Origin of the sequence: Williamsia maris (assembly GCF_024171815.1) — a bacterium.
Lineage (GTDB): Bacteria > Actinomycetota > Actinomycetes > Mycobacteriales > Mycobacteriaceae > Williamsia_A > Williamsia_A maris.
The window spans coordinates 438,248-455,704 of the sequence record NZ_JAMTCJ010000004.1; the positions used below are offsets into that span (position 1 = coordinate 438,248).

A 17,457-nucleotide genomic window follows, 5' to 3' on the forward strand; every position below is an offset into this window, starting at 1 on the left:
TGCGTGGTGGTCCACCGCGTCATCCCCCGACGTTCTGCAACACGCTGCAGGCGCCACAGGCCGCGCAGCCGGCGTTCTGGTCGGCACCGGCCATCCCCGCGAGCTGCAGGTGTTCGGCAACGCGCCGCGAGACCTTCTCCACGACAGCCGGATCCGGGGCCCGCGCGGAGTCGACGTCGACCGCGAGCGTGCCGGGATGCGGGCGGAACGGGACGACGAACGGGTAGACGCCCATATCGATCAGCTCCCGTGCGCCGTCGACGACATCGTCAGGGTCCTCACCGAGCCCGATCAGCAGGTAGGTCGACACCTGGTTGCGGCCGAAGACCCGTACCGCCTCGCGCCAGGCCGTCCGGTACTCGTCCAACGGCACGGTGGACTTGCCGGGCATCCACCGACGCCGGACGTCGTCGTCGAGGGATTCGACGTGGATCCCGATCGATCGGGCACCCGCGTCGTACAGCTCGGTGATGGTCGCCAGATCGGCGGGCGGTTCGCACTGCACCTGGATGGGCAGGTCGGGAACCGCCGCGCGCACCGCGGCCACGCAGCGCGCGAGATGGCGTGCACCACGGTCACGACCGGCCGAGGTGCCGGTGGTCATCACCATCTGCCTGACCCCGTCGAGGCGGACCGCCGCCTCGGCGACCTCGGCGAGCTCGGCCGGCTTCTTCACCGCGACCGTGGCACCCGAGCGCAGTGACTCCTCGATGGAGCAGAACCGACACCTCTGATCGGCGTCGTATCGGATGCAGGTCTGCACCACGGTGGTGGCGAGCACGTCGCGGCCGTGCAGCTTGGCCAACTTCTCGTATCGCACCCCGTCGTGCGTCGTCAGGTCGTAGAACCGTGGACGATCGACCGCCTCGACGTCGAGTCCGGTGTCGACACCGTCGAGCAGGACCCGATCACCGTCGAACACATAGGGACTGAGCGGGTTCCGGGGAATCGCGGCGTTGAGGCCGTCGATCACCAGGTGTCCGTCGTCGCTGGGACCGGCACCGGCGGTGCGGGTCACCGGCGGCCGTCCGCGAACGCCCAACAGCGCGAGGTCGACTCGGGTGGATACCGACATGGGTGTCTCCTAGACCATGTACGTGGAGTTGATGATGGCTCCCTTGCGTGCGTAGTGGATCAGCGCATCCTGCACGTCGAGGGGGTGGGCGGGGATGACGCCCTCGATGAGGTCCTCTTCGCGACCACCGTGCAGCGCCAGGCCGAATCGGCAGCAGTACACCGTGCCGCCCTCACCGATGAACGTGGCGAGTGAGTCGTTGATGTTCTGCTCGCCCGGGAATCCGGAGTCGCCGGTGGTCGGGAAGCCGCGCGTGGCAAGGCAGTTGATCGCACCCGGTCCGTAGAAGTACAGCGCCGACTCGAAGCCCTTGCGCAGCGCACGGGTGGCCTGCAGGACGGCGACGAAGCTCACCGACGACTCGTGGGCGATGCCGTGCACCAGCGTGAAGTACGTCTCGCCGTCCTCGGCCTGGTAGTCGGGGAACAGCTTGGTGCCGCCGTAGATGTTCGACCCCTTGGGCAGGGACGGGTGCGGGATCTCGGCGAGGGATTTCTTGATGTTCTCGGCGATGGTGTCGTCGATCTCGGTCATGGGTAGGGTCCTCTCGTAGGTGGTCGATCTCGGTGCCTGTGTTGATTACATCGGTGCCGAATTGCGTTGTGGTTGTTGACGGAATAACGCGCGGTTACGCAATCGCCGTGGTGTTGCGGTCAGGTTTCCCGGGCACTCGGGGTGATCCCCGCGTCGGCCGCGGCGAACGAGCTGCGCCGCACCTTCCCGGCCGCGTTGCGCAGAGGGCGCCGGGCGACGTGCACCCGCCCGGGTCGGCAGACGGCGGCGAGGTGACCGAGCGTGAAGTGTTCCATCTCGCCGGGATCGACGTCGGAATCGGCGATGTCGAGGACTGCGGACACCGTCTGCGCACCGGTGTCGTCGCGCACCGCGTAGACCACTGCGTCCCGGATCGCGGGGTGGGCGACGATCGCCTGCTCCATCCGTGCCGGATAGACGGTGCGGTCACCGCATCGGATGGTGTCCGACCGGCGGTCGATGACGGTGAGGAATCCGTCGTCGTCGACGACGCCCATGTCGCCCAACGTGTCCCAGCCGTCGCGGGTTCGCGCAGACCGGTGACCGACATAGGTGTAGCGGGCACCGCCGGCACGGCGCATCCAGATCTGGCCGATGACCCCCGGCGCCACGGCCGATCCGTCGTCGGCGCGGACGGACACCTCTGTACCGCCGATGGGACGACCGACACTGCCCGGGTGGGCCAGCCAGTCCGCCCCGTCGATCATGGTCAGCCCGTTGGACTCACTGCCCGCGTAGACCTCGTGCACACGCTGCGGGCCGAGCCAGTCGATCAGCGCGCGCTTGTCCCCCTCGGGACACGGGGAGCCCATGTGCAACACCGATCGGATCGACGAGGTGTCGGCGGCGGCGAGATCCGCTTCGGGCAGTCGCATCAGCCGGTGGATCATGCTCGGCGACAACAACGCCCACGTGATGCGGTGCCGGGCGACGATGTCGGTGAAGGTGTGCTCGTCGAAGTCGTCGGCCAGCACCAACCGGTGGTCGGTCATCAGGCCCCGGAACGCGTAGGTGAACGTCGCCGAATGCCACAGCGGACCGCAGATCAGCTGGACCGCCCGGGCCGGTAGGAACGGGGCGACATCGGCATCGGGATCGAACCGGGCGGGAGCGGTGCTGCGGATGACCTTGGGTCGTCCCGTGCTGCCCGACGAGGTGGAGGCCTTCCAACAGGACGCCGACGCGTCGGGCAGGGCGGCGTCGGACATCGAGTCGTCGGCCCGGTGCCCCGCGGGGACCCATCCGATGGTGTGGTCGGCGGGTCGGGCTCCGATCGCCAGTGCGGGACGGTCGACTCGTTCGAGCACTTCGCGCTCCGCCCGCGCCATGTCCGGGTCCATCGGCTGCGGTGTGGCGCCGAGTTTCCAGACGGCCGTGCACGCGACGACGAACTCGATGCAGGTGGGCAGGGCGATGGTCACCAGGTCGTCGGCGCGGACACCACGGGCCCGGTAGTCACGGGCCAGCCGGTTGCCCGCGCGATCGAGCTCGGCGGCGGTGAGTACACACCGGTCGTCGGCTCCGATGACCACGGGGTGGTCCGGTTCGGCTGCCGCCCTCGCGGAGATCAGGCGGGAGATCGATCGCCGGGCCACGGGGTCAGCTACCGACCGCGAGGCGCAGGCCGCCGGCGGTGCCGCGCCCGCGGTCGATGATGGTCTCGGCGATGTGCCGGGCATCGTCGTCGATGCCGAGGAACCGACCCGAACCCCAGGTGTGCATCCACGGCAGACCGATGAACGACAGCCCGGAGACGCCGGTGACACCGCGGGTCTGCATCGGTCGGCCGCCGCCGTCGAACGCGCTCGCCTCGATCCAGCGGTAGTCCGGTCGGTACCCGATGGCCCAGATGATGGTGGTGATGCCGGCCGCGGCCAGGTCGAGCGTCTCGGGATCGGTCGACGGACGCCACACCGGCTCGTACCGCGACGCCGGCGGGGCGTCGATCCCCTCGCGGGCGATGTGGGCGTCGATGTCGGCGCAGATCGAGTTGTAGACCGAGTCGGCCTTGTCCAGCGAACTCGTCAGGGTCGGGGCGAAGGTGAGGCCGGTGTCGCGCCCGTCGGTGAGGGTTCCGTACAGGGACATCCCCTCGAGCGCGAAAGCCCTCAGGTCGACGTCACGTCCGCCGTCACGACCCGTGACGTAGTGGTTCGTCTTCTCCCGGGCGGCCTTCCCACCCGGGTACTGCTGGGCCGGGGTCTCGTAGAGGCCCATGTCGGCGAGCCAGGTCATGCAGTCGCGGCCGCGGTAGAAGCGGGCCACCCGCGGAGCGGTTCCGATGGCCAGGTGGACCGACCGTCCCTCGAGGTGGAGGTCCTCGGCGATCTGTGCGCCGGACTGCCCCGAGCCGACCACCAGTACGGCGCCGTCGGCGAGTTGGTCGGAGTTGCGGTACTCCTCGGAGTGCAGCTGACGGATCGCGGGATCCAGGGTCGGCGCGAAGGTCGGGACGACCGGGACGGGATAGCCGCCGGTGGCGACGACGACCTCGTCGCAGGTGAGGATCTCCGGCCCGTGCTCCCCCTCGGTCATGAGCTCGTAGCCACCGTCCTCGCCGTGCGACAGGCGCGTGACCCGGGTGCCGGTGCGCAGCGGCGGGGAGAACGTGTCGAGCCAGCCGCGCAGCCATTCGACGACCTCGTCGCGGGTCATGAAACCGTCGGGGTCGGGGCCCTGGTAGGCGTATCCCGGCAGCCGGCAGTGCCAGTTGGGGGTCACGAGGGTGAAGTTGTCCCAGCGGGTGTCGGACCACTGGTGCATCGGGGTACCGGCCTCGACGACGAGATGGTCGATGTCGTTGGCGCCGAGATACCAGCTCACCGACAGGCCGGCCTGTCCGCCGCCGATCACGATGACCGGCACGTGGGTGGTGTCGTCGGAGGCGAGGTGTTCGGGGGTCGCGGGCGATGTGCTCATGAGGATGTCCCTGATCGCTGGGATGGACGATGGACGTACGGGGGTCGGACAGGCGTGCCGGTGGAGGTCGTCGGCGTCAGAGGGGCGGGCTCATGGACACGACGTCCACCTTCGCCCCGTCCGGGTATCGTGCTGCGCTGGTAATGATCTGGTGTGTGGTGGCTGCGGCCGACGTGCACGCGAACCCGTACTTGGCGCGCACCCGCTCGCTCGCCTCGCTCAGCGCGGTGGTGGAGCGGTCGACGAACTCGGCGACGGTGTAGCTCGCCCCGGCGGTGAGGTGGTCGTGCATCACCAGGCTCGGCGAGTAGCAGTTCTCCACGGCGCCGTCTGGCCACCGCACCTCGAACGTCATCTCAGGCACGGGCCAACCCGTTCCATGCGGCGGTGTGGTCGGCGTCGGTCAGCGCACCGTAGACGTCGGGACGGCGATCACGGAGATGGAACATGCCGCCGCGCATCGCACGGAAGGTGCCCTCGATGTCGATGTCGGCGACCGCCATCCCGCTACCGAGAAGCGTGGTGGCGAGGATGTTCCCGCCGGGATCGACGACCTTGGCGTTGCCGACGTAGTTGAGCGACCCGAAGGTGCCCGACTGGTTCGACGCCACCCAGAACACCTGGTTGTCCAACGCCCGGGCCATGTCGAAGAGGTTGAACCGGTAGGTCCACCGGTCCTCCTGCAGATCGGTCGCGGTCGCGGTCCGCGCGGCCGGCCACGCCGACAGGCTGGCGATGATCTCGGCCCCGTCGAGCGCCATCGAGCGTGCGGCCTCGGGAAATGCCTTGTCGTAACAGATCTGGAGACCGACGCGTCCGACCGGTGTGTCGAAGACCGGGTACTCCGACCCGGCCGAGTACGACATGTTCTCACCGAGCGGCTGGTGCACCTTGCGGTAGCTGCCGTAGATCCGCTGCCCGTCGAGCACCGCGGCCGCGTTGTACCGGGTCTCGCCGTCACGGTCCAGCTCACAGAATCCGATGGCGACGACGAGATCGCCCACGATGTCCTGGACCCGACGGATCTCCGGTCCGTCGAGCGAGATCGCCGGGGGCAGTGAACGATCGGTGTTCTTGACCGTGTCGCCGTGGTTGCCCAGCGACGACAGGTACCCGCCGATGGCCGCCTCGGGGAAGACGAGGAACTCGACGCCCTGGTCACGGGCCTGCGTGGTGAGCGTCTGGATCAGGGCATAATTCTGGTCGAGGTCGCGGGTGAAGTTGGCGGCGACCGCTGCGATGGTTGTCATCGGATGTCCTTCGGTGGGGTCGATTCGATCTGTACCCAGTTGACGCCCGAGGTGTTTCCCGATGGTTACGCGGAGAACAATGACGTGGGTCATTACCCTCACACGGTTCACGTGTACGAAATGTGTAGTGCGCGATCAGCTCTGGTCGAACGCCTCGACGATCGCGGTCGCGGCGAGTGCCGGTGTGAGCGTGCCCGCCCGCACCTCGTGCTCGACCCGTCGCCGGGTCGCCCGCACGGTCGGGTCGGTGTCGAGGCGGTGCATGAGCTGGTCGTTGACCATGGCCCACATCCAGTCGACCTGCTGCTGGGCGCGCCGCGACTCGAAGCGGCCGGCGTCGGCGAGCACCTTCTTGTGCCGCAGCACCGTCTGCCAGAAATCGTCCACGCCGACGTTCTCCAGCGCGCTCATCGTCAGCACCGGGGGAAGCCACAGGGCGTCGTGCGGGTAGAGCAGACGGATCGCGCCGCCGAGTTCGCGGGCGGCCGAGCGGGCCTCACGTTCGTGCTTGCCGTCGGCCTTGTTGACCACGACGATGTCGGCGAGCTCGAGGACGCCCTTCTTGATGCCCTGCAACGAGTCCCCGGTGCGCGCGAGGGTGAGGAAGCAGAAGCTGTCGACCATGTTCGCGACGGTCACCTCGGACTGCCCCACCCCGACAGTCTCGACGAGCACGACGTCGAACCCGGCGGCCTCGAGCAGCACGATGGTCTCTCGGGTGGCCTTCGCGACACCTCCGAGGGTGCCCGACGTCGGCGACGGCCGGATGTAGGCCTGCGGTGCGACCGACAGTCGCCCCATGCGCGTCTTGTCCCCCAGGATCGAGCCCCCGGTACGCGTCGACGACGGGTCCACCGCGAGCACCGCGACCTTGTGTCCCTGCTCGATGAGGTACATCCCGAGCGCCTCGATCGCGGTGGACTTCCCGACGCCGGGGACACCGGTGATACCGACCCGGTAGGAGCGTCCGGAGTCCGGGGTGAGGTCGAGCAGCAACTCCTGGGCCAACGCCCGGTGGTCGGCGCGCGTCGACTCGATGAGGGTGATGGCGCGTGCGAGCTGCGGTCGGCGATCCGCTCGGACCGCCTCGGCGAGAGCCCGCGGGTCGATGGGTTGACGTGGCATCAGATGAGCGTCGGACTCACTGCTCTGCCGGGTCCGCGGGAGCTGCACCCTCGAGGTCGTGGCCGAGTTCGACGGCCAGCTTGGTGATGAGCTCCACCGCGCTGTCGGCGATCACGGTCCCGGGCGGGAAGATCGCGGCGGCACCCGCGGCGTACAACTCGTCGAAGTCGCCGGGCGGGATCACGCCACCGACCACGATCATGATGTCCTCGCGGCCGACCGCGGCCAGCGCGGCCCTGAGCGCGGGTACCAGGGTCAGGTGACCGGCGGCGAGCGAGCTCACGCCCACCACGTGCACGTCGTTGTCGGCCGCCTGCTGCGCGACCTCGTCCGGGGTCTGGAACAGCGGGCCCACGTCGACGTCGAAGCCGAGATCGGCGAAGGCGGTCGCGATGACCTTCTGCCCGCGGTCGTGGCCGTCCTGCCCCATCTTCGCGACGAGCACACGGGGACGGCGCCCTTCGGCCTCGGCGAACCGGTGCACGATGTCGATCGCGGCGTCGATGTTGCTCACCTGTCCCGCCTCATCCCGATACACCCCGCTGATGGTCTTGATCTCCGCCTGGTGCCGACCGTAGACCTTCTCCATCGCCTCGGAGATCTCCCCGACCGTCGCCTGGTGGCGGGCCGCCTCGATGGCCAGCGCCATCAGGTTGTTGCCCATCCCGCCGGAGGTGTCGGCGGCCGCGCGGCTGAGGTCTGCCAGCGCGGCCTCGACCGCGGCGGAGTCGCGAGATGCCTTGAGCGAGGACAGCTTCTCGAGCTGCTCGGTCTGCACGCGACTGTTCTCGACCTTGAGGACCTCGACCTCCTGGTCGGAGTCGACGCGGTACTTGTTGATGCCGATGACGGGTTGACGCCCCGAATCGATCCTGGCCTGGGTACGGGCCGCGGCCTCCTCGATGCGCAGCTTCGGGATGCCCTCGTTGATGGCCTGCGCCATGCCGCCGGCCTCCTCGACCTCGGCGATGTGCTCGCGGGTGCGCTGGGCGAGCTGGTGGGTCAGCCATTCGACGTAGTACGAACCGCCCCACGGGTCGATGGGCCGCGTCGTGCCCGACTCCTGCTGCAGCAGCAGCTGGGTGTTGCGCGCGATGCGCGCGGAGAAGTCGGTGGGCAGCGCGAGCGCCTCGTCGAGGGCGTTGGTGTGCAGCGATTGGGTGTGGCCCTGTGTGGCGGCCATCGCCTCGATGCAGGTGCGGGCGACGTTGTTGAACGGGTCCTGCGCGGTCAGCGACCACCCCGAGGTCTGCGAATGTGTCCGTAGCGAGCGCGATTTGGGGTTCTTCGGCTCGAACTCGGCGACGAGTTCGCTCCAGATGAGCCGGGCCGCACGGAGTTTGGCGACCTCCATGAAGAAGTTCATCCCGATGCCCCAGAAGAACGACAACCGGGGTGCGAACGAGTCGATGTCCATGCCCGCGGCCAGCCCGGCGCGGATGTACTCCACGCCGTCGGCCAGGGTGTAGGCCAGCTCGAGATCGGCTGTGGCACCGGCTTCCTGGATGTGGTAGCCGGAGATCGAGATCGAGTTGTACCGCGGCATCCGTTCGCTGGTGTAGGCGAAGATGTCGGAGATGATCCGCATCGACGGCTTCGGCGGATAGATGTAGGTGTTGCGGACCATGAACTCTTTGAGGATGTCGTTCTGGATTGTCCCGGCGAGCTTCTCCGGTCCGACGCCCTGCTCCTCGGCGGCGGCCACGTACAGCGCCAGGATCGGCAGCACGGCGCCGTTCATGGTCATCGACACCGACACCGACCCGAGGTCGATGCCGTCGAAGAGCTGACGCATGTCGAGGATCGAGTCGATCGCGACGCCGGCCATGCCGACGTCGCCCTGGACCCGCGGGTGGTCGGAGTCGTAGCCGCGGTGGGTCGCGAGGTCGAAGGCGACCGAGAGTCCCTTCTGTCCGGCCGCGAGGTTGCGGCGGTAGAAGGCGTTCGACTCGGCGGCGGTGGAGAACCCGGCGTATTGGCGGATGGTCCACGGCTGGTTGACGTACATCGTCGGGTACGGGCCCCGCAGGAACGGCGCCGCCCCGGGGACGGAGTCCAACGGGTAGGGGTGCTCGCCGGCGTCATCGGCCACCGCGTCGCGGTCGGATCGTCCGAAGACCGGACCGACCTCGATCTGCTCGGGCGTGGTCCAGACCGTCTCCGGGGCGGCCGAGGCGGCGGCCGGTCCGGCCGGGGTGGCGTCCGACGGGGTCTCGGGGTCGAGTGCGATGTCGGCGAAGGTGGCGATCGTGGATCGGGTGGTGGTCACCGCGCGTCCTGTCGGTTGGCGGCCCCGGCGCCCGAGCGGGCACCGACACCGAGGAGTTGCTGCAGGGACGTCAGCGTGTCGATCGCGTCGACACCGATGCCGACGAAGTCGTCGGGGGCAGGCTCATCCGAGGGCCACGCCGAGGCCGGGCCCGCCACGTGGACGGTCGTCACGCCGGCGTCTCGGAGTGCCTGTAGTGCTGCCGATCCCTCCTCGCGATAGCGGGGGTTCGCGGCACACAGGACGGCGACGGACGGGTCACCGGCCGCGGCCACCGCGTCGGCGATCTCCTCGGGGCGCAGTGGACCGGGGTTCACCGCGGCGATACCGCCTGCGGCCAGCAGGTTCGCGACGAACGTGGTGCGGCCGTTGTGCTCGGCCACCGGACCGAGCGGCACCAGCACGACCGTGGGCCGTGCGCCCGCCTCGGCCAGCGTTCGGTCGGAGGCGTCGCGCAGTTCCTCGAACTGGTGGGCCGTGCGGACCAGGTTGGGTGGCGCCGGGGCGACCGGTGTGTTCGGCGACGTGGCGGATTCCGAGGTCACGAGCGGTCGCTCGTCGAGGTTCGGGAACTCGCTGATCCCGGTCAGCGGGACGGTGCGGTGGGCGATGGCCCGGTCCCGCTCGGCCAACGACTCGGCGATCTGTTCGGCGATGAACCCGCGCTCGAGCGCAGCCCGGTATCCGCCGTGTCCCTCCACTGTCTGGAACAGGGCCCAGGCCGCGTGTGCGACGTCGTCGGTCAGCGATTCGACGAACCATGAGCCGCCCGCCGGATCGAGGACCCGGCCGAGGTTCGACTCCTCCAGCAGGAGGAGTTGGGTGTTGCGGGCCATGCGGCGGGAGAAGGCGGGACTCGAGGTGCGTGCCTCGAGCGGGAGAGCGGCGTCGAACCCGAGCACGGTGACCTGGTCGGCTCCGCCCACCCCGGCCCCGAACGCGGCCACGGTCGACCGGAGCATGTTCACCCATGCGTCGCGCTGGGAGAACATGCCGATCGTGGTGACGGCGTGGGTGACGGCGCCACCGGCTGCCGGTGCACCGACCACGTCGGCGACGCGCGCCCAGAGTCGGCGCAGTGCACGGAATTTCGCGATCGAGAGGAACTGGTCGTCGGACGCGCCGAGGGCGAAGGTCAGCTGACCCAACGCCTGTTCGGGCGACAACCCCGAGTCGGTCAGGGCGCGCAGGTAGTCGACGCCGGCGGCGACGGAGAACGCCAGTTCCGCGACGTCGGTGGCGCCCGCCGCGGCGAAGTCGGTGCCGTCGACGCGCAGTGCGCGAGCGCGAGTCCCGGCCCGGTGGGCGATGTCGACGGCGGCTGCGAGGTCGACGTCGGGGCGCGTCGAGTAGGCGGAGGTGAGCGGGGCCAGACCGAGGCTGATGACGGTGGACACGGTCGGACGGTGCTCGTCGGGAAGCAGGTCGAGGAGCGTCCGGGCCGCGGCGACGCCGTCGACGCCTGCGTCCACCGTGACCGGCACCAGGTCGAACAGGACACCGTCGAGAGCGGCGGGAAGGTCGTCGAGCGCGATCCCGTCGGTGCCGACCGACAGCCACAGCCCGCTGGCGCCGTTCTCGAGCGCATCGATGATGGCGTCGTTGATCGCCCCGGGGTCACGCGGTGAGCTCGGATCCCCGAAACGCTCGGTGACGCGCCACCCCATGATCGGGTCGCGGTCGGCGTCGCTGCCCCGCACGTACGGGAACTCGCCCGGCAACGACGACTCGGGGAGCTCATCGCGTCGGGTGTAGAGCGGCCTGACGGTCAGTGAACCCGGCAGGTTCGTCGACAGGAGTTCTTCGGGGCTGCCCGGCAGTTCGTCGGCCGACACCCGGCGCGACTTGGCGAGGACCGCAGTGGCCGATTCCGACCACTGTCGGTACGCATCCTGCAGCGCGGAGCCGGTGGCCGTAGCCGCGTTCGTGGTGGCGTCCGCAGTCGGGGTGTCCGTGTTCGAGATCCCATTGTCGGACATCGCGCCTGCCTTCCTCGCCCGATCCCGCCGCAGCGTGAGGACGTATTCGAGGGCGATCTGCCCGGCGGTCCATCGGTGAATCGACACTAGCCGATCGATCGCTCGGGCCGTCACCCCGGCAGTGCGATCCACGCCACACCACCGTCGGGTTCGTATGCTCGACGACGTGACCGCACCCGAACGACCCGACGACGCGGTCGAGCGCTCCCCGGTGCGCACCCTGGTGACCGCGGCGCTGGCCGGGCTGGTCGTCATCGCGGTGATCGGACTGGCCTACGTGGTCCCGCTGCCGTCGGTGGGATACCTGCGGACCTGGGCCGACTCGGTCGGGCCGGGCTTCGTGGCCCTGTTCTTCTGCGCCTACGCACTCATCACCGTCGGCCCCATCCCCCGCACGGCGTTCACCGTGTCGTCGGGACTGCTGTTCGGGCCGGTCGTCGGTTTCGTGGGCGCGATGGTCGCGTCGACCGTCGCCGCGGCTCTCGCGTTCGTCCTGGCCCGACGACTCGGCCGCGGTCGCGTCCAGGGTTTCGTCGACCGCCCGATCGTCGCGAGCATCGAACATCGGCTCCGCCGCCGCGGATGGTTGGCGGTCGGTTCGCTGCGCCTGATCGCGGCGTGTCCGTTCTCGGTCGTCAACTACTGCTCGGGCCTGTCGTCGGTGCCACTGCGGTCGTATCTGCTGGGTTCGGTGGTGGGCATGGCGCCGGGGACCGCGTCGATCGTGTTCGTCGGGGACGCGTTGACCGGCCGGTTGAACCCGATCACGTTGGCGTTCAGCGCCACGTTCTTCCTGGTGGGTATCGGCGGTCTGGCCGTCGACATCGCGCTGGACCGACGCAACCGGGTGGCTCCGCCGGAGCAGGCCACGGATCACTCCACTCCCGCGATCAAGTCGTGAGACTGGATTCTTCGCAGTAAAGGGTCCATACTTGATTCTTCCGGATCAAGTCCCAGTACTTACGGAGGATCTCGTGTTCGTGATGACCGTCGACCAGCGGGACAGTCGCCACGACGTCGACCGCGTCGGGGCCGTCCTCGACATGCTCGCCGACGCGATCACCGTACGACCCTTCGAACGCACGGCCGGGGACGAGATACAGGGTGTCCTCGACGAACCCGCCGAGGTCACCCGCCTGATCGTCGAGCTGGTCCGCACCGGCCACTGGAGTGTCGGCGTCGGGACCGGTCCCGTCGACTCCCCGCTGCCACGCACCACCCGGGCCGGCCGCGGACCTGCGTTCGAATTCGCCCGGGAGGCGGTGGACGGGGCCAAGAGATCCCGGGTCCCGGTGGCCGTCCGTGGTCCGGACGGGGACCCGTGCCATCACGCACAGACCGCGGCCCGGCTGCTCGGCGACCTGGTGCTCGGACGCAGCGAACCCGGGGCCGACGCGGTCGACGCGATGCGCGCGGCATCCAGTCAGTCAGAGGCTGCTGCCACACTCGGCATCACGCCCCAGGCGATGTCGCAACGACTGCGCAGCGCGCGATGGGACATCGACGCCGACACCCGCGCCCTGGTCACTGAGATGTTGAGACGGACGCAGACCCCAGGACAGGAGCCCACCGGATGACGATGACCGCCATCGTGTTGCTCGTGGCGCTCGCGGTGCTGCCCGCGGCACTGCACCCGATCGCCCGCAGGCACCGGGTCACCCCGGTGCTGTTCGCGGCCTCGGTGACGCTGGTGCTGCTCGCGGCGACCGCGATCGTCGCGGGCATCGCCGGACCGGCCGACGGTGTCGGGGCTCGAATCGCCCAGTGCGCGGCGGTGATCGCCGCCGTCACCGGCGGTGGCGCGGTGGTCCGATCGGTCCTGGTCCTCGGTGGCGTCGACCCCTGGCGGTCGGACACCCCGATGTCGACCGACGAGTCGGTCTCCCCAACACCGACGCCCGATGACCCCGACTCGACGGAACCGCTCGCCGCACCGCCTCTGCGCGGTGGCCGCGTCATCGGTTTCCTCGAGCGTGGTGCGGTGGCGGTGACCCTCATCGTCGGCTGGCCGGAGGGGCTCGCGATCATCCTCGCGGTCAAGGGGCTCGCCCGGTATCCCGAACTGCGTGAGTCGCACGCCGGCGAGCAGTTCATCATCGGCACGTTCGGGTCGGTGCTCTACGCCGTCGCCGTGGCCGGCACCGCACATCTGATCGTCAGTTGAGCCCGGCGATGACACGCGTGGGCACGCGAGTACGCATCGCGTCGGTGGTCGGGGTGATCGGTGCGGTGACCGCGGCCGCCACTGCTGCAACCGCCACCGCCGGATCTGCGGCGGCGAGTCCTGACGTCGCCGCGTCGTCGGCGACCACGATCGTCACGCTGATCGCGGACCGACTCGTGTTGGCGGACACGGTGGCCCGGTCGAAATGGGTGACCCGTTCGGCCATCGACGACCCCGTGCGTGAACACGCCGTTCTCGACGCGGCGGCCCGCACGGCGCCGCCCGGAGCCCCCGCCCTCCGGGTGCGGGTGGTGGTGCGCGATCAGATCGAGGCGAGCAAGACCGTCCAGCGTGCGCTGTTCGCCGGGTGGTCGGCCACGCCCCGAACCGCACCGCGCACCGATCCGGACCTGCGGAATGTGCGCACCCGGATCAGCGACCTGACCGCCGAGATCGCCGCGGCGACGGTCCGTCCCGGCACCGTCGGTGGGATCGGCTGCCTCGCCGACCTGGCGTCTGTGACGTCGCGCGTGGTCGTCGACCGCGGACTCGATGCGGTACACACGATCGCCCTCGTCCAGGCGGAACGGTCCGTCTGTTCGAGGTGAGCGGGCCTGGTCGGACTCAGGTGCGGTCGGTGTCCTCGCCCGGTTCGATCTCGCTCTGCTCGGCGTCGGGGTATCCGCGGTCGCGACCCCCGAGCACCGTCTCCGGAGCGGTCGACTGCGACCGCGCCGTGAGCGGCTCCGACACCGGCTTACGGGCAACCGCCTCGGCCTCGGCGACCGCCTGCGCGACCTTCGGGTCCGACGCGAGGTCGAACCAGTCCTCGACGTCGGAATCGTCGACCACGGGCGGCACGTCGGTGTCGGAGGACTCGTATCGGAACACGCCGTCGTCGCCCTGCGCCCCGAATGACTTCGCGAAGCCCTGAAGCGCCGACCCGAAGTCCGACGGAACGACCCAGACCGAGTTACCCTCGCCCGCAGCCATTTCCGGCAGCTTCTGCAGGTACTGGTAGGCCAGCAGTTCCGGGGTGGGCTTGCCCGCCTTGATCGCGGCGAACACCTTCTCGATGGACTTCGCCTCACCCTGTGCGTACAGGTACTGCGCGGCGCGCTCACCCTGGGCGCTGAGGATGCGGGACTGACGGTCGGCCTCGGCGGCGAGGATGGCGGCCTGCTTGGCGCCCTCGGCAGAGAGGATCTGACTCTGCTTGTTGCCCTCGGCCGTCTTGATCGACGACTCGCGCTGACCTTCCGCGGTCAGGATCATGGCGCGCTTCTCGCGGTCGGCCTTCATCTGCTTCTCCATCGACTCCTGGATCGACGGAGGCGGCATGATGCTCTTGAGCTCGACGCGGGCGACCCGGAGTCCCCAGCGGCCGGTGGCCTCGTCGAGGACACCACGCAACTGGGCGTTGATGGAATCACGTGAGGTCAGGGTCTCCTCGAGCGTCATACCACCGACCACGTTGCGCAGCGTCGTGGTCGCGAGCTGCTCGACACCGATGATGTAGTCGTTGATCTCATAGACCGCCGACTGCGGCACGGTCACCTGGAAGTAGACGACGGTGTCGATCGACAGCGTCAGGTTGTCCTCGGTGATGACCGGCTGGGGCGGGAACGAGACGACCTGCTCGCGGAGGTCGACGCGTGCGCGGATGCGATCCACGAACGGGATGAGCAGCGTCAGCTGCCCCGACACCGTCTTGGTGTACCGACCCAGCCGCTCGATCACGGCGGCCTCGGCCTGCGGTATCAACGCGACCGATCGGAAAAGGATGATGAACGCCAGCAGAACCAGCACCACCACCACGACGAGTCCGGCAATCATCAGCGCACCTATCCCTTCCACACGACCGCGGTAGCTCCGTCGATCTGCATGACCATCACGTCCTGGCCCGTCTCGTACACGTCGGCGTCGTGCATGGGCCGCGCCGACCAGGTGTCCCCGTCGAGTCGGACCTGACCGCCCCGTGAGGTGACCTCGGCGGTCACCACCGCGGTCTTCCCCTGCAGCGCTTCGGCATTGGTGGCCAGAGCCGGCCGACGCATGAGATGCCGTTTGGCCACGGGACGAGCTGCCGCCAGCAGGAGCACCGACACGACGGCGAACACGACGCCGTCGACGGCGATCGGGAGGTCGAAGAACAATGCACTCCCGGACGCGGCGAGAGCACCACCCGCCAACATGAGCAGGATCAGTTCACCACTGAGTGCCTCGACGCCCAGGAGTACGAGCGCCGCGGCCAACCACACCAGAGCCGCCATGGCCCCATAGTGCCAGAATTCGGCATTCTGCCGGCTGATCCGTACGGGACCCTCAGGGCACTCGGTCCTCGCCTGCGGTGACGAAATCGATGAGCTCTTCGACGCTGCGCATGAGTTCGACGCGGATGTCGCGATAGTCGTGCACCCGGCCGTAGATCCGGCGCCATCCGTCTTGCGGTGTGCCCCAGCCCAACCGGCGGCACACGCCGGTCTTCCACTCCTCGCCGCGCGGGACCCGCGGCCATTCCTCGATACCCATCCGGTCGGGTTTGACCGCCTCCCAGACGTCGATGAAGGGGTGTCCGCAGACGAGGACGTCCGGTCCCACCTCGGCGGTCAGGCGGGACTCCTTCGAGTTCGCGACCAGGTGGTCGACGAGCACGCCGGCACGTCGGTGTGGGGCGGGCTCGAACACGTCGAGGACGGCGTCGAGGTTGTCGAGGCCGTCGAGGCTCTCCACCACCACGCCTTCGGCGCGCAGGTCGTCACCCCACACGCGCTCGACGAGTGCCGCATCGTGGACGCCCTCGACGAACAGCCGGCTGGCTCGTGCGGTGCGGGCTCGTCGGGTGGGCGCCGCGACGGATCCGGAGGCGGTGAGCGTGCGACCCGCCGCCGGGGCCGCGACGGGTCGGGTCAGGGTGACCGTGGCGCCGTCGATGAGGAAGGCCGACGGTCGCATCCCGAAGATCCGGGTGGCTCCCCTGCGGTCCTCGAGGCGGACATAGTCGCCGTCGTAGCCCTTCTCGAACCCCACGACCGCACCGCAGAAACCGCTCGCGGCGTCCTCGACCACGGTGCCGCGATCGGCGGGCACCTCGGGGACGACCGGTCGGCGCCGATGGCCACCACCGGCGAGGACGTCGGTTCCGTACGGGTCGTTGCCGGAGAATGCGCTCACCGGAACCACCGTAGAGATCCGCGTCGAACCGATCGCGACGCCACGCCGAGGTGGGTGGGTGCGTCGGCGGTGAGTCCGATGCGGGTCGGGACGGAGCGCTATCGTGGCGATCGATGACCGAGACCACCCACCAGCCACCGACCGGCAGCCTCCGCGCCCTCACCAGCCTCGCCACGTGGGGTGCGCGGTGGCGCAGTGGGCAGTGCGCCCCCGACGACATCGTCGACGCACTGTCCGATGCCGCCGACAGTCACCGCATCACCGCCGCCGACCCCGCGGCGGCGCAGGCGCTGTCGCTGGGCGCCGCCGAGACCGGCACCGGGAGCCTGCTGCGGATGATCCGCAACTCGCGGTGCATCCGATTGCTCATGCCGTCACCGGGTGACACCTGCGGGATCGTCGCGTCGCCGGCTCTGCGCAGCGCACTCGACACCGGCGAGATCCTGGTGCTGTGGCCCCGGGGTCCCGAACCCGACAGTGACGACGCCTACGGCCTCGTCGCGCGGACGATCGCCACGGACACGGTGACCTGGACGGCGTACCACCTGGGCCGGGTCACCCCCCGACCGGTCGAGAGCCTGGCGACCGTGGAATACGACCTGCGACAGGGCATCCGCTCGGCGGCCGAACTGTTCACCCAGCTCGGGTCGATGGACGCCCCGACGTCCGCGGCGGATGCGCCCGATCTGCGCACCAGACTCACGGAGCTGACCGCGCGCTCACACATCGATCTGCCGCCGCACACCTCCGAACGCGTCATCCGCGTGATCGATCAGGCGACCCAGGTCGCGGCGATCGTCGATCTCGTACTCGAACGGACTCCGGCGTTCGGGCTGACCTCGGGAGCCCAGTCGAGCGGGGATCACGCGGTGGAACGGCTGCGATCGTTGACGCGGGTGGCGCGGATGACCGCTGTCAACACGATCATCAGCGAATCAGAGCAGAGCCTGAGGTGACCCCGCCCTGAG

The 17,457-nt window shown here is 69.4% G+C and carries 17 protein-coding genes; 5 read left to right on the plus strand and 12 right to left on the minus strand.

Going from position 1 to position 17,457, the window contains the following annotated elements; all coding sequences use genetic code 11:
* Positions 1-19 precede the first annotated feature (19 nt).
* The 9 genes from LX13_RS20715 to LX13_RS20755 form a co-directional block, all read right to left on the minus strand.
* A complete protein-coding gene (locus LX13_RS20715) occupies positions 20-1,075 on the minus strand; it encodes an MSMEG_0568 family radical SAM protein (RefSeq protein WP_253663214.1) in 1,056 nt (351 codons plus the stop codon).
* Between the two features lie 9 nt (positions 1,076-1,084).
* The gene (locus LX13_RS20720; protein ID WP_188492655.1) at positions 1,085-1,609 is read right to left on the minus strand and encodes an MSMEG_0572/Sll0783 family nitrogen starvation response protein; all 525 of its coding nucleotides are present in this window, start codon (positions 1,607-1,609) and stop codon (positions 1,085-1,087) included.
* Positions 1,610-1,728: 119 nt separating this feature from the next.
* Positions 1,729-3,204 (minus strand): AMP-binding protein, encoded by a 1,476-nt coding sequence (locus tag LX13_RS20725; protein ID WP_253663215.1) that lies wholly within the window; start codon positions 3,202-3,204, stop codon positions 1,729-1,731.
* A 4-nt stretch (positions 3,205-3,208) separates the two neighbouring features.
* Positions 3,209-4,528, minus strand: coding sequence for an MSMEG_0569 family flavin-dependent oxidoreductase (locus LX13_RS20730; RefSeq protein ID WP_253663216.1), 1,320 nt, complete (start codon positions 4,526-4,528; stop codon positions 3,209-3,211).
* 76 nt (positions 4,529-4,604) lie between these two features.
* Positions 4,605-4,892: an MSMEG_0570 family nitrogen starvation response protein gene (locus LX13_RS20735; RefSeq protein ID WP_253663217.1), complete on the minus strand. Its 288-nt coding sequence runs from the start codon at positions 4,890-4,892 to the stop codon at positions 4,605-4,607.
* The gene (locus tag LX13_RS20740) at positions 4,885-5,778 is read right to left on the minus strand and encodes a carbon-nitrogen hydrolase family protein (RefSeq protein ID WP_253663218.1); all 894 of its coding nucleotides are present in this window, start codon (positions 5,776-5,778) and stop codon (positions 4,885-4,887) included. Before LX13_RS20740 ends, LX13_RS20735 begins: the two co-directional genes overlap by 8 nt.
* A gap of 135 nt (positions 5,779-5,913) precedes the next feature.
* Complete coding sequence (meaB, locus tag LX13_RS20745) at positions 5,914-6,903, minus strand: methylmalonyl Co-A mutase-associated GTPase MeaB (protein WP_253663219.1); 990 nt, start codon at positions 6,901-6,903, stop codon at positions 5,914-5,916.
* A gap of 16 nt (positions 6,904-6,919) precedes the next feature.
* Positions 6,920-9,172, minus strand: a complete 2,253-nt coding sequence (gene scpA, locus LX13_RS20750; protein WP_253663220.1) for a methylmalonyl-CoA mutase — start codon at positions 9,170-9,172, stop codon at positions 6,920-6,922.
* Positions 9,169-11,151: a methylmalonyl-CoA mutase family protein gene (locus LX13_RS20755; protein ID WP_253663221.1), complete on the minus strand. Its 1,983-nt coding sequence runs from the start codon at positions 11,149-11,151 to the stop codon at positions 9,169-9,171. The genes scpA and LX13_RS20755 overlap by 4 nt, the downstream gene beginning before the upstream one ends.
* A gap of 166 nt (positions 11,152-11,317) precedes the next feature.
* Between LX13_RS20755 and LX13_RS20760 the strand changes: the two genes are divergently transcribed.
* The 4 genes from LX13_RS20760 (at position 11,318) to aroQ (ending at position 13,923) form a co-directional block, all read left to right on the plus strand.
* Entirely contained in the window at positions 11,318-12,052 is a 735-nt protein-coding gene (locus LX13_RS20760) for a TVP38/TMEM64 family protein (protein WP_253663222.1), read from the plus strand.
* Positions 12,053-12,125: 73 nt separating this feature from the next.
* Entirely contained in the window at positions 12,126-12,728 is a 603-nt protein-coding gene (locus LX13_RS20765; RefSeq protein WP_253663223.1) for a hypothetical protein, read from the plus strand.
* Positions 12,725-13,315: a hypothetical protein gene (locus LX13_RS20770; protein ID WP_253663224.1), complete on the plus strand. Its 591-nt coding sequence runs from the start codon at positions 12,725-12,727 to the stop codon at positions 13,313-13,315. The genes LX13_RS20765 and LX13_RS20770 overlap by 4 nt, the downstream gene beginning before the upstream one ends.
* Before the next feature lie 8 nt (positions 13,316-13,323).
* Complete coding sequence (gene aroQ / locus LX13_RS20775; RefSeq protein ID WP_253663225.1) at positions 13,324-13,923, plus strand: gamma subclass chorismate mutase AroQ; 600 nt, start codon at positions 13,324-13,326, stop codon at positions 13,921-13,923.
* Between the two features lie 16 nt (positions 13,924-13,939).
* Here the strand turns inward: aroQ and LX13_RS20780 are convergent, their stop codons facing one another.
* The 3 genes from LX13_RS20780 to LX13_RS20790 are packed head-to-tail and all read right to left on the minus strand — an operon-like array spanning position 13,940 to position 16,489.
* A complete protein-coding gene (locus tag LX13_RS20780; RefSeq protein WP_253663226.1) occupies positions 13,940-15,151 on the minus strand; it encodes an SPFH domain-containing protein in 1,212 nt (403 codons plus the stop codon).
* 8 nt (positions 15,152-15,159) lie between these two features.
* Positions 15,160-15,588 carry an NfeD family protein gene (locus LX13_RS20785; protein ID WP_253663227.1) on the minus strand — a complete coding sequence of 143 codons (429 nt, stop codon included), beginning with the start codon at positions 15,586-15,588 and terminating at the stop codon, positions 15,160-15,162.
* 52 nt (positions 15,589-15,640) lie between these two features.
* Entirely contained in the window at positions 15,641-16,489 is an 849-nt protein-coding gene (locus LX13_RS20790; RefSeq protein ID WP_253663228.1) for a DUF3097 domain-containing protein, read from the minus strand.
* Positions 16,490-16,602: 113 nt separating this feature from the next.
* Here LX13_RS20790 and LX13_RS20795 point away from each other — a divergent pair, with 113 nt between their 5' ends.
* Positions 16,603-17,445 carry an Rv1486c family protein gene (locus LX13_RS20795; protein ID WP_253663229.1) on the plus strand — a complete coding sequence of 281 codons (843 nt, stop codon included), beginning with the start codon at positions 16,603-16,605 and terminating at the stop codon, positions 17,443-17,445.
* Positions 17,446-17,457 lie beyond the last annotated feature (12 nt).